This is a genomic window from Variovorax sp. Varisp46 (genome assembly GCF_059491885.1).
This window is the reverse complement of record NZ_CP168515.1, coordinates 4,375,285-4,399,192: the sequence shown is the minus strand read 5'-3', so window position 1 is coordinate 4,399,192 and position 23,908 is coordinate 4,375,285. Positions and strand designations below refer to the sequence as shown.

General features: G+C 68.7%; 22 protein-coding genes and 1 tRNA gene. 5 read left to right on the top strand and 18 right to left on the bottom strand.

What is annotated here, in order from left to right:
- The first annotated feature begins 28 nt into the window (after positions 1 to 28).
- Positions 29 to 1,207: an acetyl-CoA C-acetyltransferase gene (locus ACEN9N_RS20850; RefSeq protein WP_413314833.1), complete on the top strand. Its 1,179-nt coding sequence runs from the start codon at positions 29 to 31 to the stop codon at positions 1,205 to 1,207.
- Positions 1,208 to 1,238: 31 nt separating this feature from the next.
- Here the strand turns inward: ACEN9N_RS20850 and ACEN9N_RS20845 are convergent, their stop codons facing one another.
- The 6 genes from ACEN9N_RS20845 to ACEN9N_RS20820 form a co-directional block, all read right to left on the bottom strand.
- Entirely contained in the window at positions 1,239 to 2,264 is a 1,026-nt protein-coding gene (locus ACEN9N_RS20845; RefSeq protein ID WP_495654431.1) for a serine hydrolase domain-containing protein, read from the bottom strand.
- 108 nt (positions 2,265 to 2,372) lie between these two features.
- Complete coding sequence (locus ACEN9N_RS20840) at positions 2,373 to 3,212, bottom strand: dienelactone hydrolase family protein (protein WP_495654430.1); 840 nt, start codon at positions 3,210 to 3,212, stop codon at positions 2,373 to 2,375.
- A gap of 54 nt (positions 3,213 to 3,266) precedes the next feature.
- The gene (locus ACEN9N_RS20835; RefSeq protein WP_007828894.1) at positions 3,267 to 4,175 is read right to left on the bottom strand and encodes a DMT family transporter; all 909 of its coding nucleotides are present in this window, start codon (positions 4,173 to 4,175) and stop codon (positions 3,267 to 3,269) included.
- A gap of 36 nt (positions 4,176 to 4,211) precedes the next feature.
- Entirely contained in the window at positions 4,212 to 4,988 is a 777-nt protein-coding gene (locus ACEN9N_RS20830) for a helix-turn-helix domain-containing protein (protein WP_413314830.1), read from the bottom strand.
- 24 nt (positions 4,989 to 5,012) lie between these two features.
- Entirely contained in the window at positions 5,013 to 5,807 is a 795-nt protein-coding gene (locus ACEN9N_RS20825; RefSeq protein WP_495654429.1) for a phosphodiesterase, read from the bottom strand.
- Positions 5,808 to 5,864: 57 nt separating this feature from the next.
- A complete protein-coding gene (locus tag ACEN9N_RS20820; protein WP_007828897.1) occupies positions 5,865 to 6,536 on the bottom strand; it encodes a nitroreductase in 672 nt (223 codons plus the stop codon).
- A 123-nt stretch (positions 6,537 to 6,659) separates the two neighbouring features.
- Here ACEN9N_RS20820 and ACEN9N_RS20815 point away from each other — a divergent pair, with 123 nt between their 5' ends.
- A complete protein-coding gene (locus ACEN9N_RS20815; protein ID WP_495654428.1) occupies positions 6,660 to 8,300 on the top strand; it encodes a 3-(methylthio)propionyl-CoA ligase in 1,641 nt (546 codons plus the stop codon).
- A 361-nt stretch (positions 8,301 to 8,661) separates the two neighbouring features.
- Here the strand turns inward: ACEN9N_RS20815 and ACEN9N_RS20810 are convergent, their stop codons facing one another.
- From ACEN9N_RS20810 to ACEN9N_RS20800, 3 genes are all read right to left on the bottom strand, one after another.
- Complete coding sequence (locus tag ACEN9N_RS20810; RefSeq protein WP_413332473.1) at positions 8,662 to 9,108, bottom strand: hypothetical protein; 447 nt, start codon at positions 9,106 to 9,108, stop codon at positions 8,662 to 8,664.
- Between the two features lie 399 nt (positions 9,109 to 9,507).
- Positions 9,508 to 9,584 (bottom strand) — tRNA-Met (locus tag ACEN9N_RS20805).
- Between the two features lie 54 nt (positions 9,585 to 9,638).
- A complete protein-coding gene (locus ACEN9N_RS20800; RefSeq protein ID WP_495654427.1) occupies positions 9,639 to 11,153 on the bottom strand; it encodes a vWA domain-containing protein in 1,515 nt (504 codons plus the stop codon).
- A gap of 135 nt (positions 11,154 to 11,288) precedes the next feature.
- Here ACEN9N_RS20800 and ACEN9N_RS20795 point away from each other — a divergent pair, with 135 nt between their 5' ends.
- Together ACEN9N_RS20795 and ACEN9N_RS20790 are read left to right on the top strand one after the other, a co-directional pair.
- The gene (locus ACEN9N_RS20795; RefSeq protein WP_007828902.1) at positions 11,289 to 11,954 is read left to right on the top strand and encodes a sigma-70 family RNA polymerase sigma factor; all 666 of its coding nucleotides are present in this window, start codon (positions 11,289 to 11,291) and stop codon (positions 11,952 to 11,954) included.
- Entirely contained in the window at positions 11,951 to 13,147 is a 1,197-nt protein-coding gene (locus ACEN9N_RS20790) for a hypothetical protein (RefSeq protein ID WP_495654426.1), read from the top strand. The genes ACEN9N_RS20795 and ACEN9N_RS20790 overlap by 4 nt, the downstream gene beginning before the upstream one ends.
- A gap of 21 nt (positions 13,148 to 13,168) precedes the next feature.
- Here ACEN9N_RS20790 and ACEN9N_RS20785 read toward each other — a convergent pair whose 3' ends face one another.
- From ACEN9N_RS20785 to ACEN9N_RS20770, 4 genes are all read right to left on the bottom strand, one after another.
- A complete protein-coding gene (locus ACEN9N_RS20785) occupies positions 13,169 to 13,948 on the bottom strand; it encodes an enoyl-CoA hydratase (protein ID WP_056595470.1) in 780 nt (259 codons plus the stop codon).
- Between the two features lie 107 nt (positions 13,949 to 14,055).
- Positions 14,056 to 15,882, bottom strand: a complete 1,827-nt coding sequence (locus ACEN9N_RS20780; RefSeq protein WP_413314823.1) for a M61 family metallopeptidase — start codon at positions 15,880 to 15,882, stop codon at positions 14,056 to 14,058.
- Positions 15,882 to 16,604, bottom strand: a complete 723-nt coding sequence (locus tag ACEN9N_RS20775) for a DsbC family protein (RefSeq protein WP_007828910.1) — start codon at positions 16,602 to 16,604, stop codon at positions 15,882 to 15,884. The genes ACEN9N_RS20780 and ACEN9N_RS20775 overlap by 1 nt, the downstream gene beginning before the upstream one ends.
- Before the next feature lie 40 nt (positions 16,605 to 16,644).
- A complete protein-coding gene (locus ACEN9N_RS20770; RefSeq protein WP_007828912.1) occupies positions 16,645 to 17,772 on the bottom strand; it encodes an FAD-dependent monooxygenase in 1,128 nt (375 codons plus the stop codon).
- Positions 17,773 to 17,889: 117 nt separating this feature from the next.
- Here ACEN9N_RS20770 and ACEN9N_RS20765 point away from each other — a divergent pair, with 117 nt between their 5' ends.
- Positions 17,890 to 18,771, top strand: coding sequence for an MOSC domain-containing protein (locus tag ACEN9N_RS20765; RefSeq protein ID WP_007828914.1), 882 nt, complete (start codon positions 17,890 to 17,892; stop codon positions 18,769 to 18,771).
- Positions 18,772 to 18,793: 22 nt separating this feature from the next.
- Here ACEN9N_RS20765 and rbsD read toward each other — a convergent pair whose 3' ends face one another.
- From rbsD to ACEN9N_RS20740, 5 genes are read right to left on the bottom strand one after another with little or no spacing between them, the layout of a single operon-like run.
- Complete coding sequence (rbsD, locus tag ACEN9N_RS20760) at positions 18,794 to 19,195, bottom strand: D-ribose pyranase (RefSeq protein ID WP_007828915.1); 402 nt, start codon at positions 19,193 to 19,195, stop codon at positions 18,794 to 18,796.
- Positions 19,192 to 20,157, bottom strand: a complete 966-nt coding sequence (rbsK, locus tag ACEN9N_RS20755; protein ID WP_495654425.1) for a ribokinase — start codon at positions 20,155 to 20,157, stop codon at positions 19,192 to 19,194. The genes rbsD and rbsK overlap by 4 nt, the downstream gene beginning before the upstream one ends.
- Positions 20,154 to 21,251 carry a LacI family DNA-binding transcriptional regulator gene (locus ACEN9N_RS20750; RefSeq protein ID WP_007828917.1) on the bottom strand — a complete coding sequence of 366 codons (1,098 nt, stop codon included), beginning with the start codon at positions 21,249 to 21,251 and terminating at the stop codon, positions 20,154 to 20,156. The genes rbsK and ACEN9N_RS20750 overlap by 4 nt, the downstream gene beginning before the upstream one ends.
- A gap of 33 nt (positions 21,252 to 21,284) precedes the next feature.
- A complete protein-coding gene (locus ACEN9N_RS20745) occupies positions 21,285 to 22,280 on the bottom strand; it encodes an ABC transporter permease (RefSeq protein ID WP_007828919.1) in 996 nt (331 codons plus the stop codon).
- Entirely contained in the window at positions 22,277 to 23,872 is a 1,596-nt protein-coding gene (locus ACEN9N_RS20740) for a sugar ABC transporter ATP-binding protein (RefSeq protein ID WP_495654424.1), read from the bottom strand. Before ACEN9N_RS20740 ends, ACEN9N_RS20745 begins: the two co-directional genes overlap by 4 nt.
- Positions 23,873 to 23,908: the final 36 nt, after the last annotated feature.

Below are 23,908 nucleotides of genomic sequence, written 5' to 3'. Positions count from 1 at the left end.
AACCACCTTGCGAACACAGGAGAACCCCATGCCCGAAGCATTCATCGTCGCCGCCGCGCGCACCGCCGGAGGCCGGCGCAACGGCCGCCTTGCCGGCTGGCACCCGGCCGACCTCGCCGCGCAGGTGCTCGACGCCCTGGTGGCGCGCACCGGTGCCGACCCCGCGCTGGTCGAGGACGTCATCATGGGCTGCGTCGGCCAGGCCGGCGAGCAGGCATCGAACGTCGCGCGCAACGCGGTGCTGGCCTCGCGCCTGCCCGAGTCGGTGCCGGCCACCTCGGTCGACCGGCAGTGCGGCTCGTCGCAGCAGGCGCTGCATTTCGCGGCGCAGGCCGTGATGTCGGGCAGCATGGACATCGTCATCGCCGCCGGCGTGGAAAGCATGACGCGCGTGCCGATGGGCCTGCCCACCACGCTGCCGCTGAAGAACGGCCTGGGCTTCTACGTGAGCCCTTCGATGCAGAAGCGCTACCCCGACGTCCAGTTCAGCCAGTTCACCGGCGCCGAGATGATCGCCAGGAACTACGGCATCGAGAAAGACGAGCTCGACCGCTATGCTCTTGAAAGCCACCGGCGCGCCATCGCCGCCACCCGGGCCGGCCACTTCGAGCGCGAGATCGTGCCCGTGGCGGTGCGCATGGCCGACGGTTCCGAAAACGGCGAGCAGCACACCACCGACGAAGGCATCCGCTACGACGCAACGCTGGAGAGCATCGCGGCCGTCAAGCTCATCGCCGAAGGCGGGCGCTGCACGGCGGCCACCGCCAGCCAGATCTGCGATGGTGCGAGCGGCCTGATGGTGGTGAACGAGCGCGGCCTGAAGACGCTGGGCGTGGAGCCGCTGGCGCGCGTGCACCACATGAGCGTGATGGGCCACGACCCGGTCATCATGCTGGAGGCGCCGCTGCCCGCCACGCAGCGCGCGCTGAAGAAGGCGGGCATGAAGATCGACGACATCGATCTCTACGAGGTGAACGAGGCCTTCGCGCCGGTACCGCTGGCCTGGCTGCAGGTGCTGGACGCCGACCCGGCCCGGCTGAACGTGAACGGCGGCGCGATCGCGCTGGGCCATCCGCTCGGCGCGTCGGGCACCAAGCTGATGACCACGCTGGTCCATGCGCTGGGCCAGCGCGGCAAGCGCTATGGCTTGCAGACCATGTGCGAAGGCGGGGGGATGGCCAATGTGACCATCGTCGAGCGGTTGTGAACCTGGGGCGAGCGCATCGCCCTGCAGCCATTCATTCGGACACGCATGCGTCGAGCCATCGAATGGCGGGATGCGCGCCGGGCAGGGCGCACGCCGCGGCCTCGCGCATCAACCGCAGCCCCTTGTTGCTGTTGGCGAGCAGTACGACGGCCGACTGCTCTGCCATGCTGCCCATGGCGAACGCACGGGTGCCATCCATCTTCCCCCATTGGAAGAAGGTGCCGTAGTTCGGCTCCAGCCCCCAGCCGAGGCCCCAGCCTACCTCGGGATCCAGTTCGGTTTCCGTGGGCTGGCCGCGCAGGCGCTCCGCGCTCTCCTTGGGTACATGCGCATGGCAGGTCAGCCATGCGCGGTGGGTGGCTTCCTTCAGCCGTTCGCCGCGCAGCACTGCGCCGAGAAAGGCGCCGTAGTCTGCCGCCGTCGTATGCAGCGAAAAAGAGGCGCTGGCCGGGTAGCGCGGCACGTCCACGGGTGCTTCGCCTTCGTGCGGGGCGGCGAGGTTGTCCTGGAAGCTGGCCGACTGTTCGAGGCTCGACGACTGCATGCCCAGCGGATCGAACACCAGTTGCCGCATCGTTGCCTCGAGCGGCTCACCAGTGATCGCCGTCATGACGGATTGAAGGTAGTTGAAGCCGACGCTGGAATAGCTGAACCACTCGCCGGGCCGGAAGTGGACTTGCAGTGGCTGGTTCTTCGCTCTCAGGTTGGGCAGGCCGCAGGTGTGCGTAAGCAGATGACGCGCGGTAATGGCCGCGAATGCAGCATCGCCAGGCAGCACCGTCGGAACGAAGTGCGCCAGCGATCCGTCTAGCGTCAGTTCGCCGGCGTCCACCAGCTGCAGTGCGGCGTAGGCCACGATCGGCTTGGTGAGCGGCGCGGCCTGGAACACGGTCTGAATGTTGACGGGTGCGTTGTCGAGCGTGTTCCTGACCCCGAGGGCGGCCAGCGCGTCTACTTTTCCGTGGCGCAGCACGGCCATCGACACGCCCGGGATGCCTGCGGTTTCCATTAGGGGCTGCAGCCGGCCTTCGAGTGTTGTCGAAGTGATGGAATTCATTCGCGGTTCCGTTCGCATGCCGCATGCGGCTCTGATTAGATGGCATTGACAGCTTTGGCCAGCACCCGATCGTCATGACCGGGTTCCGCGGTGATCCGGGTGCTGCGATCACTTCGCAAGATACGCCTCGACCGCCGGACCCCACAGCCCTTGCTGCACGATCAGCATGTGCCCGTTCGTGCCGGGCTCCAGCGCATAGGTCTCGAAGGTGCCCTTGCCGCCAGCTGCCGTGAAGGCTTCGAAATTCTTCCGGCTGTGCGCCATCGCATAGAAGCTGTCTTTCTCGCCGTACAGCCAGAGCGTGGGACGGGGAAAGGCGGCGCCGCGCGTGAAGCTCACGGGGTTGATCACATCCGCGGTGCCATCGGGGCACTGGTCGCTCATCCAGCCGCCGACGAAATTGATGGCGCCCTGGAACACGCCGGGTCGGGTGCCGGCATAGGCGATCGCGAGGATGCCGCCGCGCGAGTGGCCGGCGATCTCCATGCGCTTCGTGTCCACGTCGGGGTTCTTCTGCAGCGATGAGACGGCGGCGTCGACATCGGCAAGCGCGTGGTCGAAGCCGGCCAGCGACAGGGCCGGGTCGCAACTGTAGTGCTCGCGCTTGGGGGTGAAGCCTTCGTCATACAGCCCGTCCGACTGGCCACGTCCGCGCCGCTGTGGAAACGCCACAAGCCAGCCTCGCTGCGTGAACCACTTGGCGAGGCGCTCGGGCGCCCAGGTGTCCTTGAACAGCGCCGGCTTGTTGCCCATGCCCGTGGAGCCGTGGTTGAACACCACCGTAGGAAAGGGCCCTGCGCCTTCGGGCTTGTAGATCACCATCTCCAGCGTGACGGGCGCACCGCCTTCAATGAAGGGCGTGGGCACGCGAACGGTGCTGCGCTCCTGTGCCCAGCAGGATGCCGCGGCGAAGGCGAGCGAGGCGGCAAGGAGAATGAGCTTTTTCATTGGCGTGCACGTCCCTGGTGTTTCGCCGCATTCTGCCCGTGCCGCCTGAAGCCTCTATGCCGATGGCCGCGCCGCCTCCTTCGCGCCCCATCGAGCCACACCGCTCGCCAGCACGATCCCCGGCACCACCAACGCCAAAGCCAGCAGCACCGCACCGGTGACCGGCTCGTTCATGCAGGCCGCCGCGCCCAGTGTGGTCAGCACCGGCACCAGCGCCGCCGATAGCGAGGCGCGTGGTGCACCCAGCCGCACGACGGCCGCCATGTAGACAACCAGCCCGAGCAGTCCCGCGACCACGCCTTGCGTCGCGGCTTGCAGCGCGACATCGGGCCATGGCGCACTGAGCAGCCGCGGCGCGCCGACGGTCGACAGCACAGGCAACAGCAGCAGCGCCGACCATCCGTTCACGAACGCCGCGCCCTGCCACGGCGTGAGCCCGCAGTGCGCGAACGCGAGCGAGTGCACCGCCCACAGCATGGCCGCGGTCAGAAAGAGCAGGTCACCGCGCCAGTCGAGCGAGCCGCCGCGAAAACTCCCCGCAGCAAACAGCGCCATGCCGATGGCAATGCACGCCAGCCCGGCAAGCCTGATGCCTTCGACCTTCTGCCCCTTGTGCAGCCACGCGCCGATGGCGGTGAAAAGCGGCAGGCTGCCCGCCATGAAGATGCCCATGTGGCTCGCGGGGGCCCATTGGGCACCGGCCAGCACCAGCAGCCCGAAGGGCAGGCCGCCGCCGGCGACGAGCAGCACGAGCGCAACGCGCGAGGCCTTCGGTGCTATGCGTCTCTTCTTGCCGAACCACAGCGGCGCCAGCAGCAGGGCAGGAATGCCATAGCGCATCAGCGCCAGCTCCATCGGCCCGAGCGTGGTGGTCACGCCGTGGCGCGAGACGAGTTGCCAGGCGCTGCCGATGACGGCTGCGGCCAGCGCGGCGAGCAGGCCGGCGAAAAGATTGCGATCCATCGTGGCGAGTCTCGCGACCGCGCCGCGCGGCGGCTATCAAATTCGTGCGCTGGCCAGCATGCGGCGGGCTTCGCCCATCGTGACGCCCACATCGCGCCGGAACACCGCGCCCAGGTGGCTCTGGCTGCAATAGCCGAGGTCGTGCGCGATGCCCGCGAGGTCGCGGTCGCCATCGGCCAGCCGCTCCATGGCGGCAGCGAGGCGCAGATGTTGCCGGTACTGATGAAGGCTCAAGCCAGTCTGCTGCCGGAAGCTGCGCGCCAGGTGAAACGGCGAGCGCGAGACCGCATCGGCCACGTCGCGCATCGAAAGCTTCGCCTCGCAGTCGGCGGTTTCCGCGAGCAGCCGCTTGACGCGTGCGACCGCACCCGTCAACGGCGCCTGCCGGCGTGACATGCCGAGTTCATCGACCAGCGAAAAGATGGCATCTGCAGCCGCGTCGCCCGCGCGAAGCTGCCGCTGCGCCGAATGAACGCGGTACAGCGACCGAGGTGACAACAGGAAGAACGCCGGCGCTGCATCCGCGCGAGGCAAGCGGTGCTGGCTGACCACCATGCTGTGCCTGGCCGCGCGTGCCGCGAGCCGCAGCTGATAGACCATCGCGTCGTCGAAGTGCATGGCGGTGAGTCCGTCGGCCAGCCATGTGCCGTCGCCCGAGCGTACGTCGAGCACGGTGCGGCCTGCCGGGAAAATGATGCGTCGCGATTCCAGGGTGTAGAGCGCGCTCCAGTCAGGTCCCTGCTGCGCATGGGAACGCACGTGCTCGACCGTGAATTCGTGTCCGGTGTAAAGAAGGGTGCGTTCCTGGGGCATGGCGGGATTTTGCGCGCCGAGCCATCACGCAAACGGAAACGGTCCGTCCATCGTCCCGATGTGGCTCACATGGCTCACCATGCCGTGCGCTTCACTCCACAGATGCAGCATGCAGCCCGGTCGGCCCATGTACGAGGCAGGCGCCGCGCTGGCGTCCAGCTGCAGCGCGATCTCCGTCGTGCTGCTCGGGCACGAACACACGACCGTACCCGCCCAGCGCCGCAGCATGGTGCGGTGCACGTGGCCGCACAGCACCAGCTCGATGTTGTCGACGCTGCGCACGATGGCTTCGAGCGGCGCCGTGTCCATGCAGCGGTATGCGTCCATGTAGGGAATGCCGCTCACGAAAGGCGGGTGATGGAGCATCAGCAGCGTCGGCTTGATGCGGTCGGCTTCGAGCGTGCGGCGCAGCCACGCCAGGCCCTGCGCATCGACATTGCCATGGTGAAGCCCGGGAATGCATGAATCCAGCGCCACGATGCGCACGAGATAGTCGTCAATGCAGTAGTGCAGCGCGCCTTCGGCCGGCAGGTAGGCATGGTCCGCGAAGGCTGCACGAAAGTTCTCGTGGTGGTCGTGGTTGCCGGGGATCACGAGATACGGAATCGACAGCTTCGCGAGCAGGCGCCGCACCTGCGCGTATTCCTCGGGCCGGCCTTCGTCGACGAGATCGCCTGTCAGCAGCATCAGGTCGGGCCGGCGATCGAGCGCGTGCAGGTGGTCGATGGCTTCCTCGAACATGCGGTTCGAATCGGCCACGCCCTGGTAGAGCTGGCCGGCGGGGCGGACGTGGGGGTCGGAGATCTGTGCGATGAGCATGCGGCGCCTTGCTTGCGGATGCCACATCATCAAGCACGATCCGCTCCCCCCGCGGATTCAGATACCGACGAACTCCGCCACGTCGGCCAGCGGCGCGCGTTCGGTCACCAGCGCATCGAGCGGCCGGCTGCGGTCCGCGTAGCCGATGGCCATGCCCGTGAACAGCATGCGTTCAGGCGGCAGCGCGATGAAGCGGCCCACGGTCTGCGGGTAGATCGCCCAGCATTCCTGCGGGCAGCTGTCGAGCCCTTCGCCGCGCAGCAGCAGCATCACGTTCTGCAGCATCATTCCCAGGTCCGACCACTGCGGCGGGCCCATGCGGCGGTCGACGCTGCAGAACAGCGCGAGCGGCGCGCCGAACAACTGGTAGTTGCGCGCAAACCATTCGCGGCGCGCGGCCTTGTCCTCGCGCGGAATGCCCAGGCGCGCATACATCGCCTCGCCCACGGCGAAGCGGCGGTCGCGGTAGGGCGCGACGAGTTCGCGCGGGTAGATGTCGTACTCGCTGCCTTCGCCGGCAGGTGCCTCCTGCACGCGCGTGCGCATGATCGCCTTGAGTTCGGCAAGCCTCTCGCCGCCCACCACGTGCAGGTGCCAGGGTTGCAGGTTGCCGCCCGAGGGCGCGCGCAGCGCCTGCTCGACAACGCGGCGGATGACGTCGCCGGGCACCGGCGTGTCGAGAAAATCGCGCACCGAGCGGCGGGTGGCGATAGCGTCCTGAACGTTCATGCAATGGTCCTCTTGAGGGAGATGCTAGGGGCAACCTTCGCGGGTCCTCAATCGTCCGTTTCGACGATGCGTCGCGGCATGGCGCCTGCCTAGCATCGTCCCAGCGTACAGGAGACAAGACCCATGTTCGGATTGATGCAAGACCGCCCGCTGCTGATCTCGTCGCTCATCGACTACGCAGCCACCTTTCATCCAAAAGCCGAAGTCGTCGGCCGCACCGTGGAGGGGCCGGTGCACCGCACCAACTACGCGGAGATACAGCGCCGTGCCAAGCAGGTGGCCAATGCGATGAAGGTGCTGGGCATCGAACCGGGCAACCGCGTCGGCACGCTCGCGTGGAACACATGGCGCCACCTCGCGCTGTATTTCGGTGTGTCGGGCACGGGCGCGGTGCTGCACACCGTGAACCCGCGGCTCTTTCCGGAGCAGGTCGACTACATCGTCAACCATGCCGAAGACAAGGTGCTGTTCTTCGACACCACCTTCGCGCCGCTGGTCGAAAAGCTCGCGCCGGCGCTGAAGTCGGTGCGCGCCTTCATCGCGATGACCGACCGCGCGCACATGCCCGCCATCGACGTACCCAACCTGCTGTGCTACGACGAGCTCGTGGGCTCGCAGAGCGAGCAGTACGAGTGGCCCGAATTCGACGAGCGCACCGCCTCGTCGCTCTGCTACACCTCGGGCACCACGGGCAATCCGAAGGGCGTGCTGTATTCGCATCGCTCCACCGTGCTGCACTCGCTGATGGAGTGCGGCCCCGACACCTTCGGCGTCAACTCGCAGATGACGCTGCTGCTCGCGGTGCCGATGTTCCATGCCAACGCATGGGGCATGCCGTATGCGGCGGCGATGACCGGCATGAAGCTGGTCATGCCCGGCCCGCACATGGACGGCCAGAGCCTCTACGAACTGATGCGCGACGAGAAGGTCGGCTTCTCGCAGGCCGTGCCCACCATCTGGCTCATGCTGTTCCAGTACTTCGACGCCCACCCTGAAATCGACACCCGCGCCATCGGCCTGAAGCGCATCGGCGTGGGTGGCGCGGCCACGCCGCGCAGCATGATCGAGCGCTTCGAGCGCGACTTCGGCGCCGACTTCGTGCAGGGCTGGGGCATGACCGAGACCAGCCCCATCGGCGTGATCGGCAACCTGCTGCCCAAGCACCTGTCGATGCCGAAGGAAGAGCAGACGCGCGTGAAAATGCGCCAGGGCCGAGGCGTGTGGGGCGTGGAGCTGAAGATCGTCGGCGAGGACGGCCAGCGTCTGCCGTACGACGGCAAGGCCTTCGGCCACCTGCACGTGCGCGGCCCGTGGATCGCGAGCGGTTACTTCAAGGGCGAGGGCGGCCCGGTGCTCGATGCCGAAGGTTTCTTCCCGACCGGCGACGTCGCCAACATCGACGAGGACGGCTACGTGCAGCTGGTCGATCGCGCGAAGGACGTCATCAAGTCGGGCGGCGAATGGATCTCTTCCATCGAGCTCGAGAACGCCGCGAGCACACACCCGGCCGTGGCCGAGGCGGCGGTGATCGGCATCGCGCACCCGAAGTGGCAGGAGCGACCGCTGCTCATCGTGGTCAGGCGCGCGGGTGTCGAAGTCACTCGCGAGGAACTGCTTACTTTCCTCGCGGAGCGCGTCGTGAAGTGGTGGCTACCGGATGACGTGGCTTTCGTCGACAGCCTGCCGCATACAGCCACCGGCAAGCTGCTGAAGACCAGGCTGCGCGAACAATTCAAGGGCTACGTCGCGACGGCATCTCTTTGACAGTTCGATGACTTGTTCGGGTTTTCTGTGGACAACTCTGTGAGTTGTGGGTGGAGGCGAAGAGGCGAAGCGAGAGCTGGCGTGGGTTCCCATCACGTTGCCTGTTGAATAGGCATCGCGCTGGCGGGGAAGGGGAAAGGGCGTGGATGTATGCAAAGAGAGACGGGCATGCGAGGGGCGATGCGCGCGGCGTTAGGCATTTCGTACTGATTCGACGAGGAGGGCTCGCGCCACCGCCTTCGATTGACAGCGGATGCCACTCACCGGACATCGCTTCGGCGGCTCCTGAGCGCTTCGCTTGGGATGCTGCGCGCCGGCATCGAAGGCTGATGCGGCCCTGCGTATTCCCGATGCCGCGAAATTACTTGGTGCCCCGCGCAAGCTGCGCCCGCCCGAACGGCGTGATGCGCCGGATCACCGCCAGCTCCTGCGGCTCGCTGCTGCTCTTCCACGCCAGCGCGGGGCTGATCGCCGCATCGACGAACCCGGCCTGCTTCAGGGCCTCGATGCAGTTGATCTCCTGCGGGTCCTGCACGCGAAGCGGGAATGTCGATCGTTCGATCGTGCGCAGGTAGTCCAGGGGCTCCGGGCCTGTTCTTGCGGACTTCGGTGCGGCCCCGACCCTGCCGCGGCCGCGCAGGTTGCCGATCTCGGCATGCCCCTCGTCGGTGATGCAGACCACCAGCGCCGCCTGCGCCAGCCTGTAGCTGCCCCCGGTGTCGAAAGCCGGGTCGATGGAGGCCTCGATGAGGCCGGTCGCTTTCAGGACGGAAACGCGTCGCACGTCCTGCGCGTCGGTCACATGCATCGGCAGGCGAGCATGCTCCAGCTGGAGAAGGTAACTGAGTGGCACCGAAGACCCCCTGTCTACGTCCCCTCTGCTATCGATGCCGCGTCATGCCGCCCAGCCGAACAGGGACCGCAAGAACTTCCCCTGATTCCTGGACAACTCAGGCGCCCCCGAACACACCACCCCCTCCGGAAGGGAGGTGGCCGAGAAGGGTGTGATTGTGAATATTTATTCTTTCCGGCGATTCTTGTGGACCGCCCGGGCGGGCGCCATCACCGAAACTGGGTATGCCCGTTGGCCAGATGGCGGGCGTACCCGGGGAGGGCCCGCGCCGGCGCTGCCGGGCTGGAGAATCAGGCGTGCCCCACAAGGAAAAAAGCCTTGCAAGTCGTTGACTTGCAAGGCTTTTCGTTTTGTTGGTGGCTCTTCACGGACTCGAACCGCGGACCTGTGGATTATGATTCCATCGCTCTAACCGACTGAGCTAAAGAGCCGTCAGTGCAGTTTTGCACCGAGCCCAAAATTATAGCCCAGGCTGAGGGCCCAGTTCAACCACCCGCGGGCAACTTGCCCAATTCTTCGGAAACGAGCCTCACGATCAGCTTGTCCAGCGTCTGCACCGAGTAGTTGCCGACGTCGTGCACGGTCTGCGTTCCGGGGCCGCTGGCCGGGTCCGCCGCCTCCTTGTAGGTGAGGAACACGAAGCGCCCGCCGGTGTACTGCGCGATCTGGCGCTGGATGTATTCGCCCTGCTGGTCGAGCCCCGAGGCGCCCACGCTGAACACCTTGATGCCCTTGCCCAGCGCGGCGACCATGTCGTCGTCGTACTGAGGGCCGCCGTAGTCGAGGTGCGGCGGCGCATCGGCCAGCAGCACCACGAGGCGGGTGGTGCCGTTGCCGCGCCAACTCAGCTTGTGGACCGTTTCGTTCAGGGCCTCGTTCATCGCCTCGGGGTAATCGCCGCCGCCCGCGGCGCGCAGGGCGTCGAGCACGCCCTGGAAGGCGTTCAGGTCATTGGTGAAGTCATGGCGGCGCACCAGGAAGTCGTCGGTGCGGTCGCGGTACGCCACCAGGCCGAAGCAGGTGTCGGGGCGGCTCGGCAGCCTGGCCACCTGGTCGGCGATGGTGCGCAGGGTGGTCTTCAGCTTGGCGATCTCGTCGTCCATCGAACCAGTGGCGTCGATCAGGAAGACCAGGTCGAGCCGGGCGCGCGCGGGTGCGGCGCCCGGCTTGCCTGGGAGCACGACGTCGACGGCATTCTTCTGGCCGCGCTGCAAGAAGGCGGTGCTCTGGCGGCCGTTCTTGCGCACGGTCACTTCGTACAACTCGCTGCGGGCCTTGTCGAAGGCGTTCGGGTGCAGCCACGCGCGCCCGCCCGCGTCGGTGCGCGCCCACATGGCGGCGCCGTTCGCGGCCTGCACGGCCACTTCGGCATCGGGCACGACGGCGCCGCGCGCATCGCGCACCTGGAGCAGGTAGCGCGCGCTGATGTCGCGTTCACGGTGGGCGACCTGGGTGCGGCCGCGGAAGGCGAGGTATTCGCCGAAGTCGGCGTTGTCGTCGACCATGCCGGCGGTGACGGGCTCGCTGGCCGGGCGTGGTGCTTGCGCCGGCGGCTGGACGGCGATGCGGGGAGCGGCGGATGCGGCGGGAGAGGGCATCGCCATCGCCGCGGGCGGGGCCTCGGCGATCGGCGCGGGAGAGGCGGCCAATGCGCCCGCGGCTTCTGCGTGCGACGGCTTGCGCAGCGCATCCGGCGGCGTGGCCGCGTCGGCGAGCGCGCGTCTTTCCCGCAGGGCGTGCCCTTCGAACTGGGCGTTGCGCTGCAGGCCCGGCGTCTCGTGCGTCTGGATCGGCCGGGCGCAGCCGGTGGCCGATGGCGCCTCGAAATTCGGCACGGCAAGCGTTGCCTGCGTGCGGCTGTCGGGCGCGGGCGTCGGCCATCTGACAGGGCCGTCGGCCGTGGCCGAGGGCTTGGTGGCGCCGCAGGCCGTCAGGAGCAGTTGGGCGCACAGCAGCACGACGAGCGGCCGGCGGAAGCGGGGAGCGAAGGCGTGGATCATGGAGGGACTCCGGGTGGTTGGGTGCAGGCTGATACGGCGGGCCGCCGCCAACGGGGTTGAGCCCCGCCGCTTTTTTTGCCGCCCTGAACCCCGATGCCTTCCGCCGCCCGTACAAGCTCGGGTGAAAATCCGCCGATGTCCGCGCTTCCCCGCGCCCCTTCCGCCAAGAACGCCCCCGAGCGCCAGGCCATGCCCGACGACCAGTTGATGCTGGCCTATGCGCAGGGCGACGCCGCCGCGTTCGACGTGCTCTACGCGCGCCACGAAGGCGGGCTGTTCCGCTTCGTCAAGCGGCTGCTGGGCGCGCGGCTGGCGGCGCAGGCCGACGAGGTTTTCCAGGACACCTGGGTGCGGATCATCTCGGCGCGCGAGAGCTTCTCGCCGCAGGGCGCGACCTGGCGCACCTGGGCCTTCACCATCGCGCACAACCTCGCGATGGACCGGCTGCGCGTGAGCGGGCGCGAAGTGGCGCTCGATGCGCATGCGGACGACGACAGCGATCCCGTCCCCACGCTCGACCGCGGTGTGCGCGGCGCTGTCGATGCGGCCGCGCATCCGTCGGCCGAAGAGCTCGCGTTCTGGCGCGCCGCGGGCCGCCGCCTGCTGGCCTGCCTCGACGAACTGCCGCCCGAGCAGCGCGCCGCGTTCCTGCTGCACCATGAAGACGGCCTGACCGTTGAAGCGCTGGCCGCGAGCCTGGAGATCGGATTCGAGACCGTGCGCAGCCGCCTGCGCTACGGCCTGCAGAAGCTGCGCGCCTGCATGGAGCGCTACCTGTCGGTGCTGGAGCAACGGGCATGAGCGGCAACACCACCGGTTTCGAAGACGGCCGCGACGACGACCTGCGCGACCCGGCGCTGCGCCGTGCGCTGGACCACGCGCCCGACGGCGAGGCCACGCCCGATCCGCGCACGCGCGACGCGATCCTGAAGATGGCGCACAACCTGGCTGCGGCGCCGGCGTCGACTGCGGGCACGGCCGCCAACAGCGCGAGTGCTCGGCCGTGGTGGCGCCGCCTGTTCGGCGGTGGCGCAGAGCCGCATCCGCGCATGCCGTGGAATGCGGCCTTCGCAACGGTACTGGTGGCCGCGTTCATTACCGTGCTGTGGCGCAGCGAACCGGTGCCCGATGCGCGGCTTGACGGGGAGGCGCGTGTCGGCGGCGCCGCCGCGCCCGCGGCCGAAGCCCCCGCGGCTCCTGCAGCGCCTGCACCCGCGACGGCTGCCGTCCCTGAACCCGCGACGGCGCCGCCGGCCGCGGCGAAGCAAGCCCCGCCGACACCGGCCGCGCCTGCTGCCGAACAGCGCGCCAAGGTGCCGCGCGACACGGCGCCTATCAAGGAAGCGGCACGCGCCCAGCCATCGCGCAGGGAGGCGGTGCCCGCGCCCACGCCCGTGGCGCCGGCGCCTCCCGCCATCGTCGCCGAGCAGGCCGCCCAAGCCCCCGCGCAGGACGAGCGTCGCGAAGAGCGCATGGAAAGCGAACGCCGGCGCGCCTACGCCCCCGCACCGGCCGCGCCCGCTCCATCCGTTGCATCGCCGCCGGCCGCCGCCCCGCTCTCCCGCCAGTCGCAGGACGCCTCGGCGCTTGCCAGCCAGAGCGGTGCCAGCGGGCAAGCCTCCGGTGCGTTGCAGGACGCTTCGCCGCACGCGGCGAAGGCAGCGGCGTCTCGAGCCGACGGGCCGCCGTCCTTCTCCGCGCTGGAGCGCTGGACATCGTTCAGTTCGGACGCCGGCGCGCGGCGCGCGCGGGGCGACGTCGAAGGCTTGCCTGCCCTGGTGGGCACGGTGGCGCGCTCGGCCACCACACCCGATGCGCCCTTCGGTGCCCCGGTGGAGGCGCGACTGTCGCTCTATCGCGGCGACACGCTCATCGCCGTGCTCGAGATTGCGGGCGACCAGGTGCGCTGGACGCCGCACCCCGGCGGCACCGCGCTGGTCGGCACGCCGCCGGCGCAGGCGCTCGATGCGCTGCGCGCGCTGCTGGCGCGTTGAACCGGAGGCCCGATCGGGCGATCAGGCGTTCTTGAAGTCCGGTGCGCGCTTGTTCAGGAAGGCGTCCATGCCTTCCTTCTGGTCGGCCGTGGCGAACAGCGCGTGGAACAGGCGCCGCTCGAACATCACGCCGTCGCTCAGGCCGCTCTCGAAGGCGCGGTTGACCGATTCCTTGGCCGCCATCACCGAGACCTGCGAGAAGCCGCAGATGATCAGCGCCGCGCCCAGCGCCTCGTCGGCGAGCTTCTCGAACGGCACCACGCGGCTTACGAGACCGGCGCGCTCGGCTTCCGCGGCGTCCATCATGCGGGCGGTGAGCACCATGTCCATGGCCTTGCTCTTGCCCACCGCGCGCGGCAGGCGCTGCGTGCCCCCGGCGCCGGGGATCACGCCGATCTTGATCTCGGGCTGGCCGAACTTGGCGTTGTCGGCCGCGATGATGAAGTCGCACATCATCGCCAGCTCGCAGCCGCCACCCAGGGCAAAGCCGGCCACCGCGCCGATCACCGGCTTGCGGATCGAGCGGATGGTTTCCCAGTTGCGCGTGATGTAGTCGCCTTTGTAGGTGTCGATGAAGCTGTACTTGGCCATCGCCGCGATGTCGGCGCCGGCGGCGAAGGCGCGCTCGCTGCCCGTGAGGATGATGCAGCCGATGGCGTCGTCCGCATCGAAGGCCTTGAGCGCCTGGCCCAGTTCGGTCATGAGCGCGTCGTTCAGCGCATTCAGGGCCTTCGGGCGGTTGAGGGTGATGATGCCGACCTTGCCAGCTTCGGTCCGCACTTCGATGTTTTCGTAGCTCATGGTGTCTCCGGGGGAAGGGAAAAAACGCGCTTCACTATACCCAGCATGGCCCGGAGTTCCCGATGCGAGAACGCCGACCCATCGCGGGGGGAGGACAAAGAGGCGAGTTAACTGCCCAGCCAGTTCGCCACCTTGGCGGCGTCGTGCGAGAACAGGCGCCAGGTGGTCGCCCCGACGGGCAGCACCAGCGGCAGCCTGACCAGTTTGCGGTCGCGCGCCACGATGGCCGTGCACTTCGCCGCATCACCCAGGTACAGCGCGAGGTCGTCGAGCTTGGCGATGCGCCAGGCCTGCGCCGGCCGCTGCTGGCCCTTCCTGCCGACAGCGGGCAGCTCGATGCCGATCCACTCGTCGTGCGCGGAAAAACCGGCCTTCTCGGCCGCGCCACCACGCAACACCACCTTCACCTGCACGCCGCCATTGGCCTCGGCCACGCGCAGGCCCAGCGCCTGCGCCTGCTGCGAGGGGTCTTCGAGCGTGGCCACGCCGTGCGCGCGCAGCAACTGCGCGAGCGGGAGCTCCTCGGTCGAATGCACCCAGCGCGCGAGCTCCGCCGCATACGAGCGGCCGCTCACGGCCTCGAGCGCGGCAGCAATGTCGGCCTCGCTGATCGGGCCGCCGCCGCTGTGCGTCCACAGGTGGCGCATCACGTCGTCGAGCGTGCCCTTGCCTTCATGGCGCAAGGTGAGGTCGAAGCACAGCGCCACCAGCGCGCCCTTGGTGTAGTAGCTCACCGTGCTGTTGGGCGTCTGCTCGTCCTGGCGGTAGTACTTGACCCAGGCGTCGAAGCTCGCGTCGGCCACCGGCTGCACCAGCCGGCCCGGCGTCTGCATGACCTGGTTGATGGTCTTGTTGAGCAGGCGCAGGTAGGCCGCATCGTCGATGCGCCCGGCGCGGCGCAGCAGCAGGTCGTCGTAGTAGCTGGTGAAGCCTTCGAAGAACCACAGCAGCTGCGTGTAGTTTTCCTGGCTGTAGTCGTAGCGCGCGAACTCTGCCGGCCGCATGCGCTTGACGTTCCAGGTGTGGAAGTACTCGTGGCTGATGAGTCCCATCAGCGTGGTGTAGCCGTCGGGCTGCTTCTTCTTCTCGCCGCGCTGCGGCAGGTCGCGGCGGTTGCAGATCAGCGCGGTCGAATGGCGGTGTTCGAGCCCGCCGTAGCCGTCGTCGACCGCGTTGAGCATGAACACGTAGCGGTCGATCGGCGGCTTCGGCCCGCCGCGCTTGCCGACCTTTTCGCCGTGCCAGAAGCGCATCTCTGCTTCGCAGATGGCCTTGGTGTCGGCGATCAGCTTGTCGCCATCGAACGAGGCCGCGGCACCCGCGATCACGAAGCGGTGCGGTACGCCGCAGGCTTCGAACTCGGCGCTCCAGAAGGCGCCCAGCTCGACGGGGCTGTCGGCCAATTCATCGTAGCCCGAGGCCTGGTAGCTGCCGAAGCCGTGCTTGTCGGCCTTCAGCGGCACCAAGGCAGTGGCGCACGACCAGCGCGCAGCGTCATCGGCCAACACGGGCGCGACGATCTCCAGCGCATGCGGCGCCTCGGTCTGGCCTTCGACGCGCAGGCACACGCTGGTGCCGTTGAAGAAGCCGCGCTCGGCATCGAGCCAGGCGGTGCGCACCGAGTTGTCGTAGGCGCAGACCCGGTAGTGCAGTACCAGCGGCTGCCCGGGCGTGCACTCGACGAGCCAGCTGCATTTGTCGAGCTGCGTGAGCGCCGGCTTGCGTCGGCCCTGCGTGGCGCGCAGGCCCTGCAGGTTCTTGGCGAACTCGCGCACCAGGTAGCTGCCCGGAATCCACACCGGCAGCGACACGCGCTGCTGCGCCGTGGGCGCGTCGATGGTGAGCGTGATGTCGAAGAGGTGTGCGTGAAGATCCGCACATTCGACGCGATAGCGCACGCCTGCGGCGCGCTGCGCGAGAGCCTTCGCCGCCATCAGCTGGACGAAGCGGCGAGCTGCTTCTCGACCTGCTCTGCGGGAATGGCGCCGGGCGTGCGGGTGCCGTCGCTGAAGATCAGCGTGGGCGTGCCGGTGATGTTGTACTTGCGGCCGAACTCGACGTTGCGCTGCAGCGCGGTCACGTCGCAGCTGCTGGCCGCGGTGGCGGGTTTGGTGCTGGCTTCCATCCAGTCGCCCCAGGCCTTGCCCTTGTCCTTGCTGCACCAGATGTCGCGCGACTTGACGTTCGAGTCGGGGCCCAGCACCGGGTACAGGAACAGGTACACGGTGACGTTGTCGACCGTCTTCATGTCCTTCTCGAAGCGCTTGCAGTAGCCGCAGTTCGGGTCTTCGAACACCGCGAGCTTGCGCTTGCCGTTGCCGCGCACGATCTTGATCGAGTCCTTCAGCGGCAGCTGGTCGAAGGCGACGGCGCTGAGCTTTTCCACGCGCTCTTCGGTCAGGTTCTTGCGCGATTTCACGTCGATCAGGTTGCCCTGGATCAGGTAGTTGCCCTGCTCGTCGGTGTAGAAGATCTGCGCGCCGTTCACGCGCACTTCGTAGACGCCCGGGATCGGCGACTTCGAGACTTCGTCGATCGCCGGGAACTGCGGAATGCGCGCCGGCAGGTTCTTGCGGATCTCGGCTTCGCCGGCGGTGGCGGCCACGACCGCGCCCAGCGTGCAGGCGGCGAATAGGAGGTTGCGTACGAGTGTCATCGGGAGATCCGTTGGTTCGATTCGAGAATAAGTGGGCGCGTCAGGCCTTCAGGCCCATGGCTTGCGCCGTGATCCAGTGCTTGACGAGGCGCGTGCGGTCGAAACCGCGCATGCCCCAGTTGCGCAATGCAGGAAGCGGGCCGAGGTTGTGCGAGAAAAGCTGCTGCAGTCCATCGGTTGCGAGGCTCATCTGCAGCACGTCGGCACGGCGGGCGCGCTCGTAACGGCGCAGCAGGCGGGCATCGCCCACGCTGCGCCAGTAATCGCGGTTCCTGATCACCTCGGCCAGCTCGGCCGCATCGGCCAGGCCCAGGTTCAGGCCCTGGCCGGCCAGCGGGTGCACCGTGTGGGCGGCGTCGCCAGCCAGGGCCCAGGAGCGGGTCGGCTGGCCGGGCATGGCGCCGGTCCAGCGGTCGGCGATGGCGCGCGCCAGCGGCCATGCGCCGCGCTCGCTCGTGAGCTTGAGCGCGCCGAGCGCGTTGTGGCTGGCCTCGGTGACGGCGGCGTTGAATTCGTCGTTGCCCTGTGCGAGCAGGTCGGGCGCGCGCAGCTGGTCGACCGACCACACCAGTGCGACCGTCTTGCCGTGCGTGCCGCCGAGCGGCAGCAGCGCGAGCACTTCGCCCCTGTCGTTGAACCATTGGCGCGCGATGCCGTCGTGCGACTGCTCGGCCTCCATGCGCGCCGCGATCGCGTGCTGCGGATAGCGCGTGACCTCGTAGCTCACGCCAAGCGCTTCGCGCGTGGTACTGGCCTTGCCTTCGCACACCACGGTGAGCGGGGCGACGACGGGCTCGGCCACGACCTCGATCTGGGGCTGGAAGCGCACCGCATCGGCCAGCTGCTGCTCGAGCGCGGGCACGTCGACGATCCAGGCCAGCGCATCGACTTTCTGGCGTGCGGCGCTGAACTGCACCCGTCCGCCTTCGTCGCCGTGCACCAGCATTTCGCGCACAGCGGTGGCGTGGACGGCGTCGGGCCAGGCGCGCAGCGATTCGAGCAGCGCGCGCGAGGCAGTGTTGAGCGCATACGCGCGGATGTCTTCCTTGCCCTGCGTGGCCGGCGGCACCACCAGCGCGACGCGCACACGTTCGCGCGCGAGCAGCAGGGCCAGCGTGCGGCCGACGATGCCGGCGCCACGAATGCAAACTTCTGGGGGGAGAGCCATCGAACGATTGTAGGAGTTGCCCGTCCAGGGCGGGGCGTGGGCCTTTTCCTGCGGCGGGGAGTTTTCGGGGCGCCTCGATGCCGGACAATTGCCGCCGAATTCCAAGGAACCCCCACCGTGTCCCAGCCTGCTTTCGACCTCGAAGCCACCATCGCGCGCCTGTTCATCTACCCGGTCAAGTCCTGCGCCGGGGTCGAGCTTCCCGAAATGCTGCTGACCGAGACCGGGCTGGAGTTCGACCGGGCCTGGATGGTGGTCGACGCGCAGGGCGAGTTCGTCACCCAGCGGCAGCTGCCGCGCATGGCGCTGATCAAGCCGCAGATGAAGCAGATGGAAGTGGTGCTGCGCGCCCCTGGCATGCTGGCGCTGCACCTGGCCTTCGACCGGGTCGAGAAGCCGGTGCGGGTGCGCGTATGGAAAGACGAGGTGCCCGCCTACGACATGGGCGACATCGCCGCCCAGTGGTTCAGCGATTTCCTCTCGGAGCCCGGCAGGCCGCAGACCCTGCGCCTCGTGCGCTTCGACCCCGAGCACAAGCGCCTGTCGAGTATGAAGTGGACCGCCGGCGTCGAGGCGCAGACCCAGTTCGCCGACGGCTACGCGCTGCTGGTGGCGAGCGAGGGCTCGCTGGCCGAGCTCAACGAACGCCTTGCGGCACAGGGCCACGGGGCCGTGGGCATCGAGCGCTTCCGCCCCAACATCGTGCTCGCGGGCATCGAGTCGCACGACGAGGACCGCATCGACGCGCTGCACATCACGACCGGTGAAGGCGAGGCCGAACTGCGCCCCGTCAAGCCCTGCACGCGCTGCCCGATCCCGGACATCGACCCGGCCACCGCCCTCAGCAGCCCCGAGGTCGGCGACACGCTGCGCACCTATCGCGCCGACGCGCGCGTGGATGGCGGCATCACCTTCGGCATGAACTGCATCGTGATCCAGGGTGTGGAGCACATGCTCAAGGTCGGCCAGTCCGTGGGCGCGAACTACAAGTTCGAATGAGCGAAGGCGCTCGAGCGGCGCCTCAGAACTTCACTCCGGCGATCAGGATGATGTTCGCGTAGGGCGTGCATTCGCCCGTGCGCACCATGGCGCGGGCCTTGGCGGTGCGGCGCTTGAATTCCTCGTGCGACACGGTCTGGGGCTCGATGCCCAGCGACTGCGGATACCAGCCCGGCAATTTCTTCGTGTCGCCATCGCCGTCGAGCGCCTCGTCGGCGATCACGATGCCTTCCACCTGCATCTCCGACAGCACCGCCTGCAGCACGTCGTCGAGTTGCGGCACGCCGCGCGCCACCGCGAGGTCGATGCGGCGCGGGCCATCCGGAATCGGCAGGCCGGCGTCGCCGAGCACGAGCATGTCGCCGTGGCCCAGCGAGGCGATCACATGGGAGAGTTCGGCGTGCAGCAGGGCGGTGCGTTTCACAGCGTGATCCAGTCGGGAGGCAAGGGACTGCGCAGCACGGCGTCGCGCTGCGGGATGGAAGGTTGGGCGCCGGGCTGCTGGATGCACAGCGCCGCGGCGCGAATGCCCAGGCGCACGGCCTCGTCGAAGGACTGGCCTTCGCCCAGCGCGACCGCGAGCGCACCCAGGAAGGTGTCGCCGGCGGCCGTGGTGTCGACCGCCTGCACCTTAGGCGCGGGATGATGGCGCGCGCCGTCGGCATCGACGGCCACGGCGCCGCGCGAACCCAGCGTGACCACCACGCGCGCGATGCCCTTGGCGCGCAGCGCCTGGCCAGCCTGCGCGGCTTCCTGCGGGCTGTCGGCGGACTGGCCGCACAGCGTCTGCGCCTCGATCTCGTTGACCACCAGCGTGTCGATCAGCGGCCACAGCGGCTCGGCGATCGCCTGCACCGGCGACGGGTTGAGCAGCACCTTGCAGCCCGTGCCGTGCGCTACCGCGATGGCGCGCGCGACCTGGTCCATGGGGGTCTCGAATTGCGTGACGAGGAAGGCCGCGCCCTGCACCTGCTGCTTCAGCGCGGCTTCGTCCACCTCTACCCGGGCGTTGGCGCCGGGAATCATCACGATGCGGTTCTGCCCGCTGTCTTCCACGAGGATCAGCGCCGTGCCGGTGGGCTCGTCGGCCACGGTGCGCAACGCGGCGGTGTCGATGCCGTCGTTCTGCAGCGCGTTGCGCAGAGCCGTGCCATGCGCGTCGCCGCCGACGCAGCCGATCATCTGCACTTGTCCGCCTTCGCGCGCACAGCTCACCGCCTGGTTGGCGCCCTTGCCGCCGGGAATGGTGGCGATCGAATGGCCGAGCAGGGTTTCTCCCGCGGCCGGCGCATGCGGTACGCGCAGCACCAGGTCCATGTTGAGGCTGCCGAGCACCACGATGCGCGGCGCCCGGGAGGGGCTGCTGGAAGAAGGCTTCGGGCTCACGGGGTGCGGGACTTTCGGGTTTGCGTTGCAGGCGTTTCGGTCGCAAGGGGCGCGGCGGGCTCGCGGAAGCTCGCATGCCGCGCGGTCGAGGCGCGCACGCGCAGCTCGGGCTGCAGCACCACCTTGCGTGCGTCGCGCCGCTTGCCGCCTACGCGTTCGAGCAGCATGTCGACCGCCAGCGCGCCGATGCGCTCCTTGGGCTGCGCCACGGTGGTGAGCGGGGGGCTGGTGTAGGCGGAGAGTTCGATGTCGTCGAAGCCGACGATCGAGAGTTCGTCGGGTACGCGCACGCCGCTTTCATGCGCCGCGCGCAGTGCGCCGATGGCCATCAGGTCGTTGCAGACGAACACGGCCGAGGGCTTGCGCTCGGTGCGCAGGATGGCGTGCATGGCCTCGTAGCCGCCCTGGCTGGTGAAGCCGCCGCGCCACAGCAGTGCGCTGGCGTTCGCGATGTCGGGCGTCGCGCCGGTCTCGGCCAACGCCATGCGCCAGCCTTCGATGCGCTGCTCGCTCGGCATCACGCCCGCGGGCCCGCCGATGCAGGCGATGCGCTTGTGGCCCAGCGACAGCAGGTGCCGCACCGCGAGCAGGCCGCCCTGCATGTGGGCGGTTTCCACCAGGTCGCAGGCCGGGTCGTCGATCTCGCGGTCGACCAGCACGGTCGGCACGCGCAGGCCGTGCAGCTGCTTCGCCAGCGAATCGTCGTCGGCGGTGCCCGCGCCGGTCGACACCACGATCAGCCCGTCGATGCGGCGCTCGGCCAGCACCTTCAGGTAGACGCTCTGGCGGTGCGGTTCGTCATCGGTGTTGCACAGCACCAGCGTGTAGCCGGCGCCGAAGCAGCGGTCTTCCACGATGCGCACGATCTCGGCGAAGTAGGGATTCGAGCTGTTGGGAATCAGCATGCCCAGCGTCGAGGTGGTGTTGCTCTTCAGGCTTCGCGCCATCGCGTTGGGCACGTAGCCCAGTTCGCGGATGGCGAGCTCCACGCGCTCGCGCACCTTGGCGCTCACGTGGCGCGTGTCGTTGACCACGTGCGACACGGTGGTGACGGAAACGTCCGCCTTCAGTGCGACGTCCTTGATGGTGGCCATGGCTTTTTGTGTTCCTCGTGGGGCGGGATGCCGTCAGGCCAGGCGGCGATCCGCGCGGCGCTGGCGCAGCGTGTCGATGATGACGGCCACCACGATCACCGCGCCGGTGATGATGCGTTTGCTCGGCTCGCTGGCGCCCACCTGCGCCAAGCCGGCTTCGAGCACCGCGATGATCAGCACGCCGAAGAAGGTGTTGATCACCGAGCCGCGCCCGCCCATGAGGCTGGTGCCGCCGATGACCACGGCCGCAATCACCTGCAGCTCGATGCCGACGCCGGCGTTGGGGTCGGCCGCTTCGAGCCGGGCCGACTGCATCAGGCCCGCGAGCCCGGCCAGCAGGCCGGTGGCGGCGAACACGATGATGCGGATGGGGCGTGGGTCCACGCCCGCCAGGCGCATTGCTTCTTCGTTGGTGCCGATGCCCACCACGTGGCGTCCGAACACCGTGCGCGTGAGCACCATCTGCGCGATGACCACCAGCACCACTGCGAGCACGAAGGCGGCCGAGATGCCGCCGATCCACGGCGCGGCCAGGCCCGAGATGGCGTCGCCCACGTACTGCGTGCGCGAATCGGTCACGAGGTAGGCGCCGCCGCGCACCGCTTCGAGCATGCCCAGCGAGACGATGAAGCTCGGCAGCCGCCAGGCGACCGACACCGCGCCGGTGACCGTGCCGCAGACGAGCCCTGTCGCGAGGCCGAGCACGGCGGCCAGCGGCACCGAGAGCTTCCATTCGAGGATGGCGGCCGCCGTGACCGCGGCGCTCAGCGCCAGCACGGAGCCGACGGACAGGTCGATGCCCGCGATGATCAGCACGAAGGTCATGCCGACGGCCATCACGGCCAGCGCGGGGATTTCATTCGCGATGGAGACGAAGGTCTCGCGCGTCAGGAAGTATTCGCTGAGCGTTCCGAACAGCGCGATCATGCCCACGAGCACGACCGTCAGGCCGAGGTAGGTGCCGAGCTGGCCTTTGAGTGCGGAGGGCGAGGCCGGCGGGTTTTGTTTGGTGGAGGCTTCGGCGTTCATGGTGTGTCGGCGGTGACCGGGGTCGAATCGGAAACGGGAGATACCGTCGGCGGGCTGGCGGCGCGTCCTGTCGCGTCGCTGAATGCTGCGGCCAGCAGCGATTGTTCGGTCCACGCGCCGCGCTCGAACACCGCGACCAGCCGGCCGGCGCTCATCACGCCGATGCGGTCGCACATGGCCATCAGTTCGCGCAGGTCGCTCGACACCATCAGCAGCGCCTTGCCGGCGCCGGTCATGCGGTCGAGTTCGGCGTACAGGTCGGCGCGCGCGCCCACGTCCACGCCGCGCGTGGGTTCGTCGAGCAGCAGCACCTTGCATTCGCGGTGCAGCCAGCGCGCGAACACCACCTTCTGCTGGTTACCGCCGCTGAGCGTGGCGACCGGTTGTTCGATGCTGCGCGAGCGGACGCGCAGCAGCTCCACCAGCCGCTGCGCAATGCCGCGCTCCTTGGCGCGCTGCAGCCAGCCGGCATGGGAGATGGCGCCGAGGTCGCTCAGCGTGGCATTGACGCGGATCGACTGCGGCAGCAGCAATCCTTGCGACTTGCGGTCTTCGGTGACCAGCCCGATGCCGGCGCGGATGGCCTGCATCGGCGAGCGCCAGCCCTTGCGCGCGTGCTGCGTGGGCTGGCCGTTTTCATAGAGGGAGATCTCGCCGCGGTCCGCGCGGTCGGCGCCGAACAGCAGGCGCACCAGTTCGGTCCGGCCCGAGCCGACCAGGCCGGCCAGACCCATGACTTCGCCCGCGCGCAGGTCGATGTCGACGTCGCGCACGGCCTGCGCCCGGCCGATGCCGCGCGCGCTCAGCAGCACCGGACCTGCCACGCGGCGATCGCGGCCTTCATGCTCGTGCACCGCGCGGCCCACCATGCGCTGCACCAGTTCGGATTCGCGCACGCCGGCCATGGCGCGCACGTCGACCAGCCGGCCGTCGCGCAGCACCGCCACGCGGTCGGCGATGCGCTGCAATTCTTCAAGGCGGTGCGACACGTAGACGATGGCCACGCCGCGCGCCTTCAGCAGGTCGATCTGCTCGAACAGGTGCGCGGTTTCGCGCGGCGTGAGCATGGCGGTGGGCTCGTCGAGCACCAGCACGCGCGTGTCGTCCTGCAGGTTGCGCGCGATCTCCACCATCTGCTGCTGGCCGATGCCCAGGCGCGCCACGGGCGTGGCCGGGTCGATGTTCTGCATGCCGATCTTGGCGAGCTGGCGCGCGGCCAGCTCGTGCAGCTTGCCGCGGCGGATCCAGCCGGTCTTGTTGGGCAGGCGGTCGAGCAGCAGGTTCTCGGCCACCGACAGCGTGGTGACGAGCCCGAGCTCCTGCATGACCATGCGCACGCCCAGCCGCTCGGCGTCGCGGCGCGAGGTGGGCGCAAAGGGCTTGCCGTCGAGCAGCATCTGGCCGCGCGTGGGCTGCACCAGGCCGCAGACGATCTTCGACAGGGTGCTCTTGCCGGCGCCGTTCTCGCCCGTGAGGGCCAGCACTTCGCCGGCATTGAGCACGAGCGAGACGTCGTCCAGCACCGGCGCCGCATAGTCCTTGCCCATGGCGCTCAGCGAGAGCACGGGTGCGCTGCGATTGTTATCAGCCATCGATTGGCAACCTTATTCCAGAAACACCGCGGAACC